This window comes from Arenimonas sp., assembly GCF_035312645.1.
Classification (GTDB): domain Bacteria; phylum Pseudomonadota; class Gammaproteobacteria; order Xanthomonadales; family Xanthomonadaceae; genus Arenimonas.
The window spans coordinates 1-13,718 of sequence record NZ_DATGBO010000111.1 but is presented as its reverse complement, the minus strand read 5'-3'; the positions used below and the strand labels follow the sequence as shown (position 1 = coordinate 13,718).

Here is a 13,718-nt window from a genome sequence, read left to right as displayed (position 1 = left end):
GGTGTCGGTCTCACGCTCGGCCGGGCCGCCGCAATTCGGACAGGTGGTCTTGCGCCATTCGGGATCGGCCTTGATCGGCGATTTCATGCCGGTGAATTCGACATCCTCGGGCAGCACGACCGGCAGCTGGTCTTCCGGCACCGGCACGGCTTCGCACTTGCCGCAGTAGATGATCGGGATCGGGCAACCCCAGTAACGCTGGCGGCTCACGCCCCAGTCGCGCAGGCGGAAATTCACCCGGCGCGCGCCGGCTTTTTCGCGCTCGAACTTCGTCACCAGATGCTCGAACGCCTGCTTGTAGCCCATGCCGTCGAGTTCGCCGGAATTGACGATGATCAGGTCGTCGCGGCTCTTGTCGCCGTACCACTCCTTCCACGTGTTCGGGTCGTAGGCGAACTCCGGCGCGAGATGCGGCGGCAGCGGCGTGCGGATCGCGATCACCTGCTTGATCGGCAGCGAATACTTGTGCGCGAATTCGAAATCGCGCTGGTCGTGACCCGGCACCGCCATCACCGCACCGGTGCCGTAGCCCATCAGCACGAAGTTGGCGACCCAGACCGGCACCTTCTCGCCGCTGACTGGATGCACGGCGAACACGCCGGTGGCCATGCCCTTCTTTTCCTGCGTTTCCAGCTCGGCTTCGGAAACACCGCCGTGCTTGCATTCGTCGATGAAAGCGGCGAGCTGCGGATTGTTCGCCGCAGCTTTCAGCGCCAGCGGATGTTCGGCGGCGACGGCGACATAGGTCACGCCCATCAGCGTGTCGGGGCGCGTGGTGAATACGGTCAGCGGCTCTGACTCTTTTTCTACAGCGAACTGGATTTCCAGACCTTCACTGCGCCCGATCCAGTTGCGCTGCATCGTCTTGACCGCATCGGGCCAGCCCGGCAATGCATCAAGGCCGTCGAGCAATTCCTGCGCGTAGGCGGTGATCTTGAGGAACCACTGCGGAATCTCGCGCTTCTCGACGATCGCACCACTGCGCCAGCCGCGGCCGTCGACGACTTGTTCGTTGGCGAGCACGGTCTGGTCGACTGGATCCCAGTTCACCACCGAATTCTTGCGATAGACGATGCCCTGCTTGAACAGGCGCGTGAACATCAACTGCTCGCAGCGGTAGTAGTCAGGCTTGCAGGTGGTGAGCTCGCGGCTCCAGTCGATCGCGTAACCAAGCGCCTGCAATTGCCCGCGCATGTGGTCGATGTTCGCGTAGGTCCATTTCGCCGGCGCGGTGTGGTTCTTGATCGCGGCGTTCTCGGCGGGCAGCCCGAACGCATCCCAACCCATCGGCTGCAGCACGTTGAAACCGCACATGCGGCGGTAGCGGCTGATCACGTCGCCGATCGTGTAGTTGCGCACATGGCCCATGTGCAGCGCGCCGGAGGGATACGGCAGCATCGACAGGCAGTAGTACTTGGGCTTGGAAGCGTCTTCGGTGACTTCGAAAGCGCGGCTGTCGCGCCAATGCGCCTGCGCGGCGGATTCCACCGCCTTCGGGTCGTAGGCGCCGGGGTCTTGGGTGTCTTGCATGGGGGAGTGGGGCCGAAAAACGAAAATCGGCGTTCAGGGTACCGCAGCCGGGGAGGTCGGAAAACACGTCAGGACGGCGATGGCGGCGATCCGACAGCTGATCCGGCTGCCGATTCGTCGGGGAAATCCGGCTGGGAAATCCTGACCCGGATCGCTCCGGCCCGCCGATGGGGCTTGCGCGATGCGGAAACGAAGCTCGACAGACCTGTTCCGGAGTGCCTGTCGATGCTGCCGTATCCCCCGGGCTCTGCCCTGCAACTGGTGCAACACAGCCGGTTCCGGCGCGCGCAGCTGATCACGCCGGAAGACTATCGGCTCGCTCTGGCCAGACTGCGCAGCCTCTCGCTGCGCCATGCCTGCGCGATCCATGCCTATGCCTTGCTGCCCGACCAGTTGCAGCTGCTGGTCACCGGCCTGTTGCCCGATGGCCTGGCGCGGATGCGCCGCGATCTCGACGGCCTCGGCGGCAGCAGCGGGCTGGGCTGGTTTCCGCTGAGCGAAAGCCGCGTCGTCACCGGCGAAAAAGAAGTGCTCGCCTGCCTGCGCGCGATCGAGCAGGCACCGGCGCGCGCCGGTCGGGTCAGCTGCGCCTGCGCGTATCCGTGGAGCAGCTATGCGCTGCATGCCGACGGCATCCGCGACCCCCTGATCAATCCGCACCGGGCCTGGCTGGCACTCGGGCGCACGGCACGCGAGCGCTGCGCGAGCTACCGGGCATTTTTTCGCAGCGACCCCGCAGCGAGTTTCGCGATCGCTGCGCCGGCATGGCGATCCTGCACGACAGAGGCGGCCACCGGCCCGCCCGCGCCCCTGCCATTCGCGGACGCCGGCGCTATGATCGGCCCATGATCCGGATCGCCCTGCCCTTGCTACTGCTGTTCTGCCTCCCGGCGATGGCGCAACAGGCGGCACCTGCGGCGGCGACGACTGCCGCAGTGACGAATCCGGCAGCGGCAGCTTCGACAATCTCGCGCCCGATCATCGGCGTGCTCAAGTTCCAGGACGAGAGCGGCGCGATGTTCCTGCAGGGCGGCGCCGGTCGCGCGCTGACCACGATGCTCACCAACGAACTCTCCGCGCGTCCGGCCTTCAACGTCGTCGAACGGCAGAAGCTGCGCGCGGTGATCGAGGAACAAAACCTCTCCGCTTCCGGCCGCGTCTCGCCCGAGACCAGCATCCAGATCGGCAAGCTCACCGGCGCGCAATACCTGATCACCGGCACCGTGACCGCGTTCGAGAACAACACCGAGACCAAGGTCAAGCGCGGCTTCATGGGGTACGGCGGCAGCGTCCAGCAGGTTTCGCTGGGCGGCTACCTCGCCGTGGACCTGCGCGTGATCGATACCACCACCGGCGAGATCCGCTACGCGCGCACCATCGAAGGTCGCACGCCGCCATCGGAGAATACGGATGAGCAAGGTGGCCGCATCGGCCTGGGCGCGCTCGACGACGGCCCGGGCTCGCGCGCCTTGCGCGCGGCGGTGATAGAGATCATCGACTACCTCGAATGCGCGATGACCCGGCGTGATGCCTGCCTGGCCGAGTTCGACGCCCGGGAAAAAGCGCGCGTCGAGCGCACCCGGCAATCCATGCAAATCCAGCACTAGGTAAAGAACACATGCCCTACCTCGCTCCTTCCTCGATCGGCCCAACCCTGCTGCGCGGCAAATCGCTGGAACAATTTCTCGGTCACGTATCCGCGCTCGGCAACACCGGCATCCGCTGGCTGGAACTGCGCCCAAAATTCAACGGTTTCGAGATCTGGGCCTTCGATGTCGAGGACGTCGGCACCACCAGCCACGTCGACATCTACAGTTTCCCGATGGTCCGCGGCGAGCCGCCGTCGTTCCCGGTGGCGTTGTTCACCACCAGCCTGGAAGCGGTCAACTACGCCGACAAGCACTACGGCGCGACGGCGAAACGCTGGCTCGAAGCCGGCACGATGAAGGACGAGTACAGCATCTTCGTGCACGAGGGACGTCCGGATGTCTGGGATCCGCCGATCGAATAAGGCCGCGAGCGACGGCGATCATGGCGCTGGCATCGGCTATTGCTGCAGGCCTTCCTGCATGTTGAAGCGCTGGTAGCCGGCAGGAATTTCGAAGCGGGTTGCCGGGACCGCTGGCGTACCGACTACCAGCGTCGCGCTGCCGCGCTGGCTGCCGTCGGGTGCGTAGCAAACCTGCGACATGATCAAGCTTTGCGCGGGATTGGCGCCTGCGGGCGGCGCATCGGCGGCCTTGAAGCGCGACGTCATGCCCTTGAAGCTGTCGCCGTAGCGCTGCATCACCTTGATGCCGCGCACCAAGCCGCGACGATCGGGCTCGGCGATCGCCAACGTGGCCGGATCGGCATGGCATTCCTCCTGCGCGCGGACGCCATTTTCCCAGCGTTCGGCGACGCTGCAGGCGACGCCCGCGACCGTCGCCTGGCGATCGGTCACGCGTAGTTCGACTTTCGGTGGCGCGGCGGCGGGCAGCATCTGCATCATCTGTTTCATGTCGGGCATGTTGGCGCAGACACCGCCGGCTCGACCCTTCGGTGCCTGCGCGCATTGCTGCTGCAGCATCCCCTGCATCTTCTGCATCTGCTTGTCGATATAGGTACCGGTGCTGTTGGCGACATCGGTGGTGTAGTCGAGCGCGTCCTCGTCGACCTCGATCTGCTGGTACCGGTGCTGGTCGTGCATGAGATAGGTGACCAGGTCCTCGCTGCCATCGAACAAGGCGGTCATGTTCGTTTCCGTCGCCCGCATGTCGATGCGCACCTGACTGCCCGATACCTGCACGACATCGAACTGCGTCGGACAACTGCCTTCGATGCGGTAGCGCAATTCGGCATCGGCGAACGCGACAGGACTGAGCAGCAGGCATCCGGCAACGAGCATCGATTTCATGGCGTGGCTCCGGTGATCGGCCCGAGTCTACCCCGGTGCCGCTGCCTCCTCGACACTGCCGGTCAACCATTCCGGCGCCGCCGCGTTCTTTCCCGCATACCCCAGCTCCGGAGGTCACGTGGCCGCTTCCCTCGACACCCACCATGCCCTGATCCGCTTCGGCCTGGGCCCCCGCCCAGGAGAGGCGAAAGCCATCAACGATCCACGCGCCTGGTTATTGGCGCAGGTGCAGGGGAAGCCACGCGAACTCTCCGCCGGCTTCGCCGCATTGCCGTCCAGCCTCGATTATTTTGGTCGCGAAATCGACTACATCAAGGAAGCCGCCGCCGACAAGAAACAACGCGGCGACCAGCCCACGCCGCAGGCCAGCCCCACGCAGGCGACCGCCGCCGTCCTGGGCAGCGCCGACGATCCGAGCCCCGCTGGCCGCAAGCGCAAACAGCCCGGACAGGTGCAGGGCTTTCGCAAGGTGTTCGGTGCCGATCTTCTCGCCGAAGTTCGCGCGCGCTACCACTGGGCAATCAGTACCGAAGACGGCTTCCATGAGCGACTCACGCATTTCTGGAGCAATCATTTCGCGGTCTCGCTGGACAAGCGCGCGGCCTCGCTCTACGTGATGCCGATGGAGCGCGAAGCGATCCGTCCGAATGTCGGCGGGCGCTTCGAGGACATGCTGCTTGCCGTCGCGCGACATCCGGCGATGCTGCGCTATCTCGACAACGTCGCCTCGGTCGGCGACGACTCGCAGGCGGCGCAACGCCTGCAGCAACGCGCGCAGCAGAAAGGCCGGAAACTTGGCCTCAACGAAAACCTGGCGCGGGAAATCCTCGAACTGCACACGCTCGGCGTCGATGGGGGTTACTCGCAGAGCGATGTCACCGAATTCGCACGCGCCCTCACCGGCTGGAGCATGCCGCGGCCGCGGCAATTGCAGGGGCGTGCGCCGAGTGCAGCGTTCGAGTTCTACGACATCACCCACGAACCCGGCGCGCGCACCGTGCTCGGCAAGCGCTATGCCGAAGGCGGCGAAGAACAGGCGCAGGCGATCCTGCACGATCTCGCCCGGCATCCGGCCACTGCGAAACACCTGGCGACAAAACTCACGCGGCATTTCGTCGCCGACCAGCCGCCACCGACGATGGTCGCGCGCATCGCGAAAACCTATCTCGACCACGACGGCGATCTCGCCGCGGTCTACAAAGCCGTGATCGACAGCCCGGAAGCCTGGGATCCGGCCAATCGCAAGCTGCGCACACCGGACGACTGGCTGGTCGCGGCGATGCGCGCCGGCGCGATCGACATCGACCAGAAACTGCGGCCCTCGATGGATCTGCTCGCGAAGATGGGCCAGCCAACGCTGACACCGCGCTCGCCAGCCGGCTACGCCGATATCGCCGCCGACTGGAACGGCTCCGATGCGCTGTTCAAACGTGTGCAGGCGGCGCAGTTGCTGTCCGACTGGATCGCGCGTGACCGCGATCCGATCGCGATGGCGCAGGACGCACTCGGCACACAGCTCGATGGCGACACCGCCACCGGCATCCGGCGCGCCGAATCGCCGCAGCAAGGTTATGCCCTGCTGCTGGCCAGCCCCGCTTTCCAATGGAGATGAGCCATGCTCAATCGTCGTGAATTCGTTCTTGGTCTCGGCGCCACCGGTCTGCTGACCGCGTTGCCGGGCGTCTCTTTCGCCGCTGCCGGGCCAGGCACACGCGTGCTGGTGGTGTTGCTGCGCGGCGCGATGGATGGCCTCGATGCGCTGCGCCCTTACGCCGATCCGAACTACGCGCGGCTGCGCGGCGCGCTGGCGGATGCCAACAACATCGGCCACAAACTCGACGGCACGTTCGCGTTGCATCCGTCGCTCGGCTTCGCCAGCGAGCTCTACCAGAACAAGCAATTGCTGCCGGTGCTCGCAGTCGCGCCGCCGTATCGCCAACGCTCGCATTTCGACGCCCAGGACTGCCTGGAAAACGGCACCGGCACGCCCAGCGGCGCCCGCGACGGCTGGATGGATCGTTGCGTTCGCGCGCTGCCCGGCAGCGAAGGTCTCGCGCTGGCCGCAGTGATGCCGCTGATCTTTCGCGGTGGCGGCGCGGTAAGCAACTGGTCGCCGCCGCTGCCGGAAGCCGCCGATGCCGCACTGCTGCAACGCCTGCAACCGCTGTACGCCGCCGATGCTGCACTCGCGGAAAATTTCGCGCATGCGCTCAGCGGCGATGAAGAAGCCATGCCGGCGATGGCCGGCATGAACACGCCGCGCGGTGGCGGCACGCTGGTGGCGATGATGACCGCGGCGGCGACGTTCATGGCCAAACCCGACGGCCCGCGCGTCGCTTTCGTCGAAGACACCGGCTGGGACTCGCATCGCGGCCAGGCCGCACAGCTCACGCGCAAGCTCGCTGAACTCGACGCCGCGCTGAAAGCTTTCCACGCCGGCGCGACGACAATCTGGCCGCAGACCGTGGTGATGGTCGCCACCGAATTCGGCCGCACGGCGGCGGTGAACGGCACCGGCGGCACCGATCACGGCACCGGCGGCACGATGCTGCTCACCGGCGGCGCAGTGAATGGCGGACGCATCGCCGGCACCTGGCCGGGCCTGGCGAATTCCGACCTCAACGACGGCCGCGATCTGCGCACCACCACCGACATGCGCTCGGTGTTCAAGGCGGTCGCGCAGCAACACCTGGGCGTGGCCGAAAGCGCGCTGGAAACGCTGGTGTTTCCCGATAGCCGCGCCGCCACGCCGCTCGACGGTCTGCTGCTTGCGCGGCGCAACGCCTAGGGCGTCGGCCCGACCCAGCGGAACACGTCCTGCACGCCGACGCCGAACGCGTTGGCGATGCGGAACGCCAGTTCCAGCGACGGCGAATATTTTCCCGCCTCGAGCGCAATGATGGTCTGGCGTGTGATGTTGCAGCGGCGCGCGAGATCTTCCTGGGTCAGGTCGTGGGTCGCGCGCAATACGCGGATCTGGTTGGCGATGGTCGCGTCGGTCATGTCAGGCCAACTTCGCCAGCGCGATTTGCGTCGCCGAAAACACCAGCAGGCAAAGCTGGAACAACATGACGATCGCCCAACCGAGATAGCCGGCGGCGAGATTCAGCGTTGCCGCGGCAACCGGGCCGGTCAGCGTCAACGGCCCGAGCACCGCCAACGCGATCAACGCCAACGCCGCTGTCGCATTCGCAGCCCGACGCTGATGACCAAGCTCGCGCTCATCCATCGCACGCGCACTGGCTTCGCGGGAAAAAACCACCGGCAGCAGCGCCAGGCTGATCATTCCCGCCAGCGGCTTGTAGGTCTGGCGCAGCGCGAGCAGCAGCGCGCCGGGATCGCCCCAACAACTCAGCAGCAGATAACCCAGCACGACAACGGCGATCGTGCTGTAGATCGCCATGCCCCAGAGCATTGCCTCGCGACGCGACAGCGGCAGGATCAGCCAGCCGGGTCGATAGCCGCTGATCACCTTCAGGCCGAGATCGGAAAACGGCGATTTCTTTTCGGTGCTCATGCGCGATCCTTTCGGTACTGGATGACGGCGGAAAGATGTTCGGACAGAGACGAAAGAATCAGCAACCCAATCAGCCAGTACGCGATGTTCAGCGGTGTGGCGAAGCCGGCGAGGGTCGAGCCGCCGAAGCCGAGATTGAGGATCACCGCAATCAGCGCCACCACCAGCACGATGTGGGCATGCGCACAGGCGCGTGCCGCGATCAGCTGGTCGCGCTCGTCACGGATCGCCGCCTGGCCGGCGCTACGGCGCAGCACCGAGGCCAGCACGGCGCTGAGCACCAGCATCAACACCACGCCACGGCTCAGCGAACGCGCCCCCGGCTCGGTCACCTGCCAGCCCATCGCCTGCAGCTTGAACACGAAGATGCCGGCGATCACCGCCGTCACGCCCAGCGACAGTCCCGCGAGCTGCTCGCCCAGCGAGCCGGCCGGAACATCGTCCGGCGCGCGATGGGTCCACAGGTACAGCACGGTCCAGAAACTGCCGAGCAGCAGCAGGTTGCCGATCCAGCCGAAGTCGTGGTCGGGCGTGAAATACAGCAGATACACGCCTGCCAGGACGGCGAGAGCCAGCAGGCTATTGCGGAGCTTGATCGACCACATGATGTCACCTCCATCGGACTATATGTAAGTTATAAATTACATTTTGTCCTGTCAAGAGGACATCGTGAAATTTCTTCCTGTCCTGCACCGCCGCATGACTGCGTCCACCAAGCCGGTAGATTGGCCGCACCCGGCCCCCGACGGAGACCCCGAATGCTTCTGCGTTGCCTGCTTCCCTGCCTGCTCAGCGCCTCTGCGCTGGCCGCCCCGCCCAGCGCTGCGCCCGCCGTTCCGGTCGAGCGCGAATTCCGCGACTGGGTGGTGACCTGCGACAACCTCCGGCACTGCGTCGCCGAAGGCGCCGACACCGACGACCCGAGCCTGGTGCTGCGTTTTCTCCGCGATGCCGGACCAGCGGGCGAAGCCAGGACGGAAATCCACGGCGCTGATCCCGGCGCCCTGACCGGCCGCCTGCATCTCGACGAACAGGCGCTGATCATTGGCAACGAACACTGGCAGCAAGGCCAAGGCGACGACGATGACGCCTGGCATTGCGACGACGCCGGCACGATCGCGAAATTCATCGATGCGATCCGCAACGGCAAGCGCCTGTCGATCGATGATGCCGGCGCCTCGCTGGACGGATTGGTCGCAGCGCTGTTGTTCGTCGACGAAGTCCAGCAACGCAGCGGCGGCGAAACCGCCTGGATCCGCCGTGGCGCGCGCCTCGCCAGCGCCGTGCCGCCAGCACCGAAAGCTCCGGGATTGCGGCCGGCGCCCTACCGTGGCGTCGAACTGGACAGCAAGACCACGCAGGCGCTGATCGCCGCCGCCAGTGAACTCGCGCAGGCGCCGGATTCCGACTGCGACCTCGAAGACGACGACGAGCCCGAGAAGCTGGCATTCCGCCTCAACGACAGCGAAGCGCTGGTGCTGCTCGAATGCGGACGCGGCGCCTATCAGTCGGGCTATCGCGCCTACCGTGGCCCGATCGCGCAACCGGCGAAGCTGCGCATGATCAGCCTGCCGGCGCTCCCCGGCGAGCATCGCGAAGATTGGCTGATGAGCGCCGGTTACGATCCGAAAACCGCGCGCCTGAGCCAGTTCGCCAAGGGTCGCGGTCTCGGCGATTGCGGCGATTCGGATGAGTGGTTGTTCGACGGCCGCGACTTCCTGCTGGTGGCGGCGACCCGACAGACCCGTTGCCAGGGCGTGATGCTTGATTTTCCCAGCCTGTGGCGCAATGAATGAGGATCGCCGCGACCGCCTATGAGGTCGCGCTTCCCGCCCCAGCAAAGATCCCGCACGCCATGACCGACAGCCCGCACGTTTTCGACGCCACCCTGCCCCGCTTCGAGGACGAGGTGCTGAAAAAATCGCTGGAGCTGCCGATCCTGGTCGACTTCTGGGCGCCTTGGTGTGGGCCGTGCAAGACGCTGGGGCCGATCCTGGAAAAGCTCGCGGCCGAATTCAACGGCGCCTTCCTGCTCGCCAAGGTCGATGTCGACCAGGAGCAACAACTCGCCGGTTACTTCCAGATCAAGTCGGTGCCGACGGTGATGCTGGTCAGGAACGGCGAGATCGCCGACGGGTTCCCTGGCGCCCTGCCGGAAGGCCAGCTGCGCGAATTCCTCAAGCACCACGGCATCGAGGCCAATCCGCCGAACGAAGCCAGCGACGAAGTGGCGGAAGTCGCCGCGCCGCTGGATCCGCATGCCGAATTGCTGCATCTGCGCGCCGCCATTGCCGCCGATCCGGGCAAGGACGAATTGCGCCTGGATCTCGCCCTGGCGTTGCTGCAGACCGGCGGCGTCGCCGAAGCGGAAAAACTGCTGGACGGCCTGCCCGCCAATCTTTCCACCGACGACCGCGCGATCAAGGCGCGGGCACGCCTCGGGTTCGCGGCATTGCTCAAGGACGCGCCGCCGCGCGAGCCACTGTTGGCCGCGATCGCCGCCGACCCCGGCGACCTGCGCGCCCGCCACCTGCTGGGCGTGCGCGACATCGTCGAAGGCGATGCCGAAGCCGGCCTGCAGCAATTCCTGGAAATGTTGCGGCGCGATCGCAGCTACGGCGATGCCCTCGCCAAAAAATCGCTGATCGACGCCTTCCGCGTCATCGACGACGCCGACCTGGTCGGCAACTATCGCCGCAAGATGGCCTCGCTGCTGTTCTGAGGATCTGCCGATGAAAGCCGCTCCTTCGCGCCGGGTCTTCAATCTCTGGCCGCCCTTCCTGTTTGCCGGCATCCGCGTGACGACGATCTCGCCGGACTTCCGCGACGTGCGCGTCGAGCTGCGCCAGCACTGGTACAACCGCAACTACGTCGGCACGCATTTCGGCGGCTCGTTGTTCGCGATGACCGATCCGTTCTGGATGATCATGGTCATGCGCAACCTCGGCCCGGACTACATGGTCTGGGACAAGGCCGCCGAAATCGAATTCGTCAAACCCGGGCGTGGCACTGTGCAGGCGCATTTCCTGCTGGAACCGGCGGTGATCGAGGAAATCCGCGCCGCCACCGCCGGCGACGAAAAACTGCTGCGCTGGTTCGACACCGAGGTGCGCGATGCCGGCGGCGATCTGGTGGCGCGGGTCCGCAAGCAGATCTACGTCCGGCGCAAGCGCGTCGAGGCGACGCCACCGGCCTGAAACGAGGCAGATCAGGCCCCGTCGGGGGTCCGCCGGCAGGCAGCGATGCAAATGCTTGTTCCCGGCTGCTGCTGGCTGGCTTATGCTCATCGGCCCGATCCCAGCACGTTGGCCTCCATGCAGTCGGAAGAGCTGTCACCCGAAGAACTGTCGGCGTTGCTGACCAGCTACATGCCCGAGATCCCCGGTTACCGGGTGATGCGGCGCATCGGCAAGGGCGGCATGTCGTATGTCTATCTGGGCGTGCAGGAATCGCTGGACCGCCAGGTCGCGGTCAAGGTCATGTCGCCGGAGGCGCTGACCGACGAGAAGAGCAAGCAGCGCTTCGAACAGGAAGCGCGCACGATTGCAAAACTCGAACACCCCTGCATCGTCGGCATCCACGAGGTCGGACGCACCCCACAGGGTCTGCTTTATTACGTGCTGCCCTACCTGGCCAAGGGCCATCTGGGCCAGCGCGATTTCACCAACGACGAAGGCCGCATCACGGAAGTGCTGCGCTCGCTGCTGTCGGCACTCGAATACGCGCATGCGCGCGGCATCGTGCATCGCGACGTCAAGGCCGAGAACGTGTTGTTCGACAACGCCGATCGCCCGCTGCTCACCGACTTCGGTATCGCACTGTCCAAGCGCGACAGCACGCGCATCACCTCCGCCGGCCTCGCGGTCGGCAGCGGCGGTTACATGGCGCCGGAACAGGCACGCGGCGAAGCCGTCGATGGCCGCGCCGATCTCTACAGCGTCGGCGTGCTCGCCTACGAATTGCTTACCGGTCGCCTGCCCTATCTTTCCAGCGATCCGCTCGCGCTCGCGCTGATGCATGCGCAGGATCCGGTGCCGCGCCTGCCGGCGGAGAAAAAGCACTGGCAACCCTTCCTCGACCGCGCCATGGCCAAGGCGCCCGACAACCGCTATCGCAACGCGCAGCAGATGCAGAGCGCATTGAGCCAGGTAGCGACGCGCGAGCGTGGCCCCGGCGACAGCCAGGGCAATGCAGCAAGCACTGCCGCGGTCGCGCGGCCGTGGTTGAAGCCAGCGCTGTTCGGTTTGTTCAGCGTGATGGTGATCGCGCTGGTGGCGTTCGCGCTGCGCCCGAAACCCGAGACCGCGCACAAGCCACCGGATTTTTTCACCAGCCAGGACGAGAAAGCCGGCGCCGCCAAACCCGAGACCGCGACTGTCGTTGGCGAAACACCGGCGCCGACCGCCGCGACCGCGCCGACAACCCCCGCAACCACCACCGAAGCCGCGGCAAGCACTCCGGTCGCGCCGCCACCGGCTCCCGCTGCGCTTCCACCGCCGCCGCCACCTGCAACGACGACGGCCGCGGCCAGCGCATCGCCATTCGCGAATGTGAAAGCAGCGGTCACCGTCACGCCGCTCGACTACGACCCGGCGATCGCCGGCGCGCGCGAATTGTCGGCAGCGCGCCGCGAGATCAAGCAGAACCGCCTGAGCACGCCGGCCGACGACAACGCTGTCGATTCCCTGCTCGCTGCGCACAAACTCGCGCCGAAAAATGCCGATGTCGCCAAGCTCAGCGACGAAGTGCTCGCCGGCCTCGGCAAGTCGGTGCTCGACGCGGTCAAGGCCAGCCATGACGACGCTGCAAAACTCGCCTACCAGCGCGCCGGCAAGTTCGCCAAGGATGGCGGCCGCCTCAATTCCGAGAGCTGGAAAAACCTGCACATCGCGCTGCCGCCCTTGCTGATCGCGCGTCTGGAAAAAGACACCAAGGCTTTCAACGCCGCCGGTATCACGCGCACCAAGACACTGGCCGGCGTGCTGGAAATCGCCCAGAGCGAACTCGAGCCAGCCTGGAGCCACGCCAACACCAACGTGCTGCCCAAACCCGGCGACCTGATCGCCAAGGGCAACGGTCCGACGCTCGTGCTTGCCACCCTGCCCAGCGAAACCCGGCCCGGCCTGGCGGTGATGCGTGCGGAAGTTTCGCGCGGCGATTACGCCGTATTCGCCAACGCCACGCATCGCGCCGCCAGCCGTTGCGCCAATGCGCGCAATGCCCTGGCGACGCTGTTCGGCAGCAAGCGCAGTTGGAGCAGCCCGGGCTTCCCGCAGAGCGACAACCATCCGGTGGTCTGCGTCAGCGAATCCGACGCCCGTGCCTATGCCGAATGGTTGAGCCAGCGCACCGGTGAACGCTACCGCCTGCCGACCCTCGGCGAATGGCGCGGCTTCAACGACTATCGCAGCGGCGACGCCTGCCGCAGCGGCCAGATCGACTGCGGCGCCAAGGGCACCGCACCGGGCAGCAGTTTTGCGCCCAGCCCGCTCGGCATCCACGACCTGCATGGCAACGCAAGCGAATGGCTGGGCGATGCTGCCGGTGCGAATCGCTATGTGGTCGCAGGCCTGAGTTGGCGCGATCCTGCCAGCGCAGCACCCGGCCGCAGCAGCGTCGAAGCCGGCGACAAGGGTTACGACGAAGTCGGCTTCCGCCTCGTCCGCGAAATTCCCGCCAGCGAACTCACCAAACCGTAGCCCGCGCTGCGCGCACGTACCCGACATCGCTCGCCGCGTGCGCTTACCGCGCGCGGCGCGCACGCAATCCAATCCA

General features: G+C 66.1%; 14 protein-coding genes. 9 read left to right on the top strand and 5 right to left on the bottom strand.

What is annotated here, in order from left to right:
* Positions 1 to 1,530, bottom strand: a 1,530-nt coding sequence (gene leuS / locus VKM35_RS10460; protein WP_324320964.1) for a leucine--tRNA ligase, incomplete at its 3' end; no start/stop codon positions are given.
* A 225-nt stretch (positions 1,531 to 1,755) separates the two neighbouring features.
* Between leuS and VKM35_RS10455 the strand changes: the two genes are divergently transcribed.
* Genes VKM35_RS10455 through VKM35_RS10445 form a run of 3 tightly spaced genes read left to right on the top strand, consistent with a single transcriptional unit; the run spans position 1,756 to position 3,541 of the window.
* Entirely contained in the window at positions 1,756 to 2,379 is a 624-nt protein-coding gene (locus VKM35_RS10455) for a hypothetical protein (RefSeq protein WP_324320963.1), read from the top strand.
* The gene (locus VKM35_RS10450; RefSeq protein ID WP_324320962.1) at positions 2,376 to 3,137 is read left to right on the top strand and encodes a CsgG/HfaB family protein; all 762 of its coding nucleotides are present in this window, start codon (positions 2,376 to 2,378) and stop codon (positions 3,135 to 3,137) included. The genes VKM35_RS10455 and VKM35_RS10450 overlap by 4 nt, the downstream gene beginning before the upstream one ends.
* Before the next feature lie 11 nt (positions 3,138 to 3,148).
* Positions 3,149 to 3,541: a hypothetical protein gene (locus tag VKM35_RS10445; protein ID WP_324320961.1), complete on the top strand. Its 393-nt coding sequence runs from the start codon at positions 3,149 to 3,151 to the stop codon at positions 3,539 to 3,541.
* 36 nt (positions 3,542 to 3,577) lie between these two features.
* Here the strand turns inward: VKM35_RS10445 and VKM35_RS10440 are convergent, their stop codons facing one another.
* Positions 3,578 to 4,426: a hypothetical protein gene (locus VKM35_RS10440; protein WP_324320960.1), complete on the bottom strand. Its 849-nt coding sequence runs from the start codon at positions 4,424 to 4,426 to the stop codon at positions 3,578 to 3,580.
* A 118-nt stretch (positions 4,427 to 4,544) separates the two neighbouring features.
* Between VKM35_RS10440 and VKM35_RS10435 the strand changes: the two genes are divergently transcribed.
* Positions 4,545 to 6,038, top strand: a complete 1,494-nt coding sequence (locus VKM35_RS10435) for a DUF1800 domain-containing protein (protein WP_324320959.1) — start codon at positions 4,545 to 4,547, stop codon at positions 6,036 to 6,038.
* A 3-nt stretch (positions 6,039 to 6,041) separates the two neighbouring features.
* Complete coding sequence (locus VKM35_RS10430; protein WP_324320958.1) at positions 6,042 to 7,214, top strand: DUF1501 domain-containing protein; 1,173 nt, start codon at positions 6,042 to 6,044, stop codon at positions 7,212 to 7,214.
* On the opposite strand, the gene VKM35_RS10425 is transcribed toward VKM35_RS10430, so the two are convergent.
* From VKM35_RS10425 to VKM35_RS10415, 3 genes are read right to left on the bottom strand one after another with little or no spacing between them, the layout of a single operon-like run.
* Positions 7,211 to 7,429 (bottom strand): helix-turn-helix transcriptional regulator, encoded by a 219-nt coding sequence (locus VKM35_RS10425; protein ID WP_324320957.1) that lies wholly within the window; start codon positions 7,427 to 7,429, stop codon positions 7,211 to 7,213. The two genes, VKM35_RS10430 and VKM35_RS10425, sit on opposite strands and share 4 nt — an antisense overlap.
* Before the next feature lies 1 nt (position 7,430).
* A complete protein-coding gene (locus tag VKM35_RS10420) occupies positions 7,431 to 7,943 on the bottom strand; it encodes a hypothetical protein (protein ID WP_324320956.1) in 513 nt (170 codons plus the stop codon).
* The gene (locus tag VKM35_RS10415) at positions 7,940 to 8,548 is read right to left on the bottom strand and encodes a hypothetical protein (RefSeq protein ID WP_324320955.1); all 609 of its coding nucleotides are present in this window, start codon (positions 8,546 to 8,548) and stop codon (positions 7,940 to 7,942) included. Before VKM35_RS10415 ends, VKM35_RS10420 begins: the two co-directional genes overlap by 4 nt.
* Positions 8,549 to 8,701: 153 nt before the next feature.
* Between VKM35_RS10415 and VKM35_RS10410 the strand changes: the two genes are divergently transcribed.
* The 4 genes from VKM35_RS10410 (at position 8,702) to VKM35_RS10395 (ending at position 13,642) form a co-directional block, all read left to right on the top strand.
* Positions 8,702 to 9,739 carry a DUF1176 domain-containing protein gene (locus VKM35_RS10410; protein ID WP_324320954.1) on the top strand — a complete coding sequence of 346 codons (1,038 nt, stop codon included), beginning with the start codon at positions 8,702 to 8,704 and terminating at the stop codon, positions 9,737 to 9,739.
* A gap of 59 nt (positions 9,740 to 9,798) precedes the next feature.
* Positions 9,799 to 10,665, top strand: a complete 867-nt coding sequence (gene trxA, locus VKM35_RS10405) for a thioredoxin (protein ID WP_324320953.1) — start codon at positions 9,799 to 9,801, stop codon at positions 10,663 to 10,665.
* A gap of 10 nt (positions 10,666 to 10,675) precedes the next feature.
* On the top strand, positions 10,676 to 11,140 hold the full coding sequence (locus tag VKM35_RS10400; protein WP_324320952.1) for a DUF4442 domain-containing protein: 465 nt from the start codon (positions 10,676 to 10,678) through the stop codon (positions 11,138 to 11,140).
* Positions 11,141 to 11,257: 117 nt separating this feature from the next.
* Positions 11,258 to 13,642, top strand: coding sequence for a bifunctional serine/threonine-protein kinase/formylglycine-generating enzyme family protein (locus tag VKM35_RS10395; RefSeq protein WP_324320951.1), 2,385 nt, complete (start codon positions 11,258 to 11,260; stop codon positions 13,640 to 13,642).
* Positions 13,643 to 13,718: the final 76 nt, after the last annotated feature.

Coding starts and splice junctions, on each gene's coding strand:
- VKM35_RS10430 (WP_324320958.1), top strand. CDS start 6,042: ATGCTCAATCGTCGTGAATTCGTTCTTGGTCTCGGCGCCACCGGTCTG.
- VKM35_RS10440 (WP_324320960.1), bottom strand. CDS start 4,426: ATGAAATCGATGCTCGTTGCCGGATGCCTGCTGCTCAGTCCTGTCGCG.
- VKM35_RS10395 (WP_324320951.1), top strand. CDS start 11,258: ATGCAGTCGGAAGAGCTGTCACCCGAAGAACTGTCGGCGTTGCTGACC.
- VKM35_RS10445 (WP_324320961.1), top strand. CDS start 3,149: ATGCCCTACCTCGCTCCTTCCTCGATCGGCCCAACCCTGCTGCGCGGC.
- VKM35_RS10420 (WP_324320956.1), bottom strand. CDS start 7,943: ATGAGCACCGAAAAGAAATCGCCGTTTTCCGATCTCGGCCTGAAGGTG.
- VKM35_RS10450 (WP_324320962.1), top strand. CDS start 2,376: ATGATCCGGATCGCCCTGCCCTTGCTACTGCTGTTCTGCCTCCCGGCG.
- trxA (WP_324320953.1), top strand. CDS start 9,799: ATGACCGACAGCCCGCACGTTTTCGACGCCACCCTGCCCCGCTTCGAG.
- VKM35_RS10425 (WP_324320957.1), bottom strand. CDS start 7,429: ATGACCGACGCGACCATCGCCAACCAGATCCGCGTATTGCGCGCGACC.
- VKM35_RS10400 (WP_324320952.1), top strand. CDS start 10,676: ATGAAAGCCGCTCCTTCGCGCCGGGTCTTCAATCTCTGGCCGCCCTTC.
- VKM35_RS10415 (WP_324320955.1), bottom strand. CDS start 8,548: ATGTGGTCGATCAAGCTCCGCAATAGCCTGCTGGCTCTCGCCGTCCTG.
- VKM35_RS10455 (WP_324320963.1), top strand. CDS start 1,756: ATGCTGCCGTATCCCCCGGGCTCTGCCCTGCAACTGGTGCAACACAGC.
- VKM35_RS10410 (WP_324320954.1), top strand. CDS start 8,702: ATGCTTCTGCGTTGCCTGCTTCCCTGCCTGCTCAGCGCCTCTGCGCTG.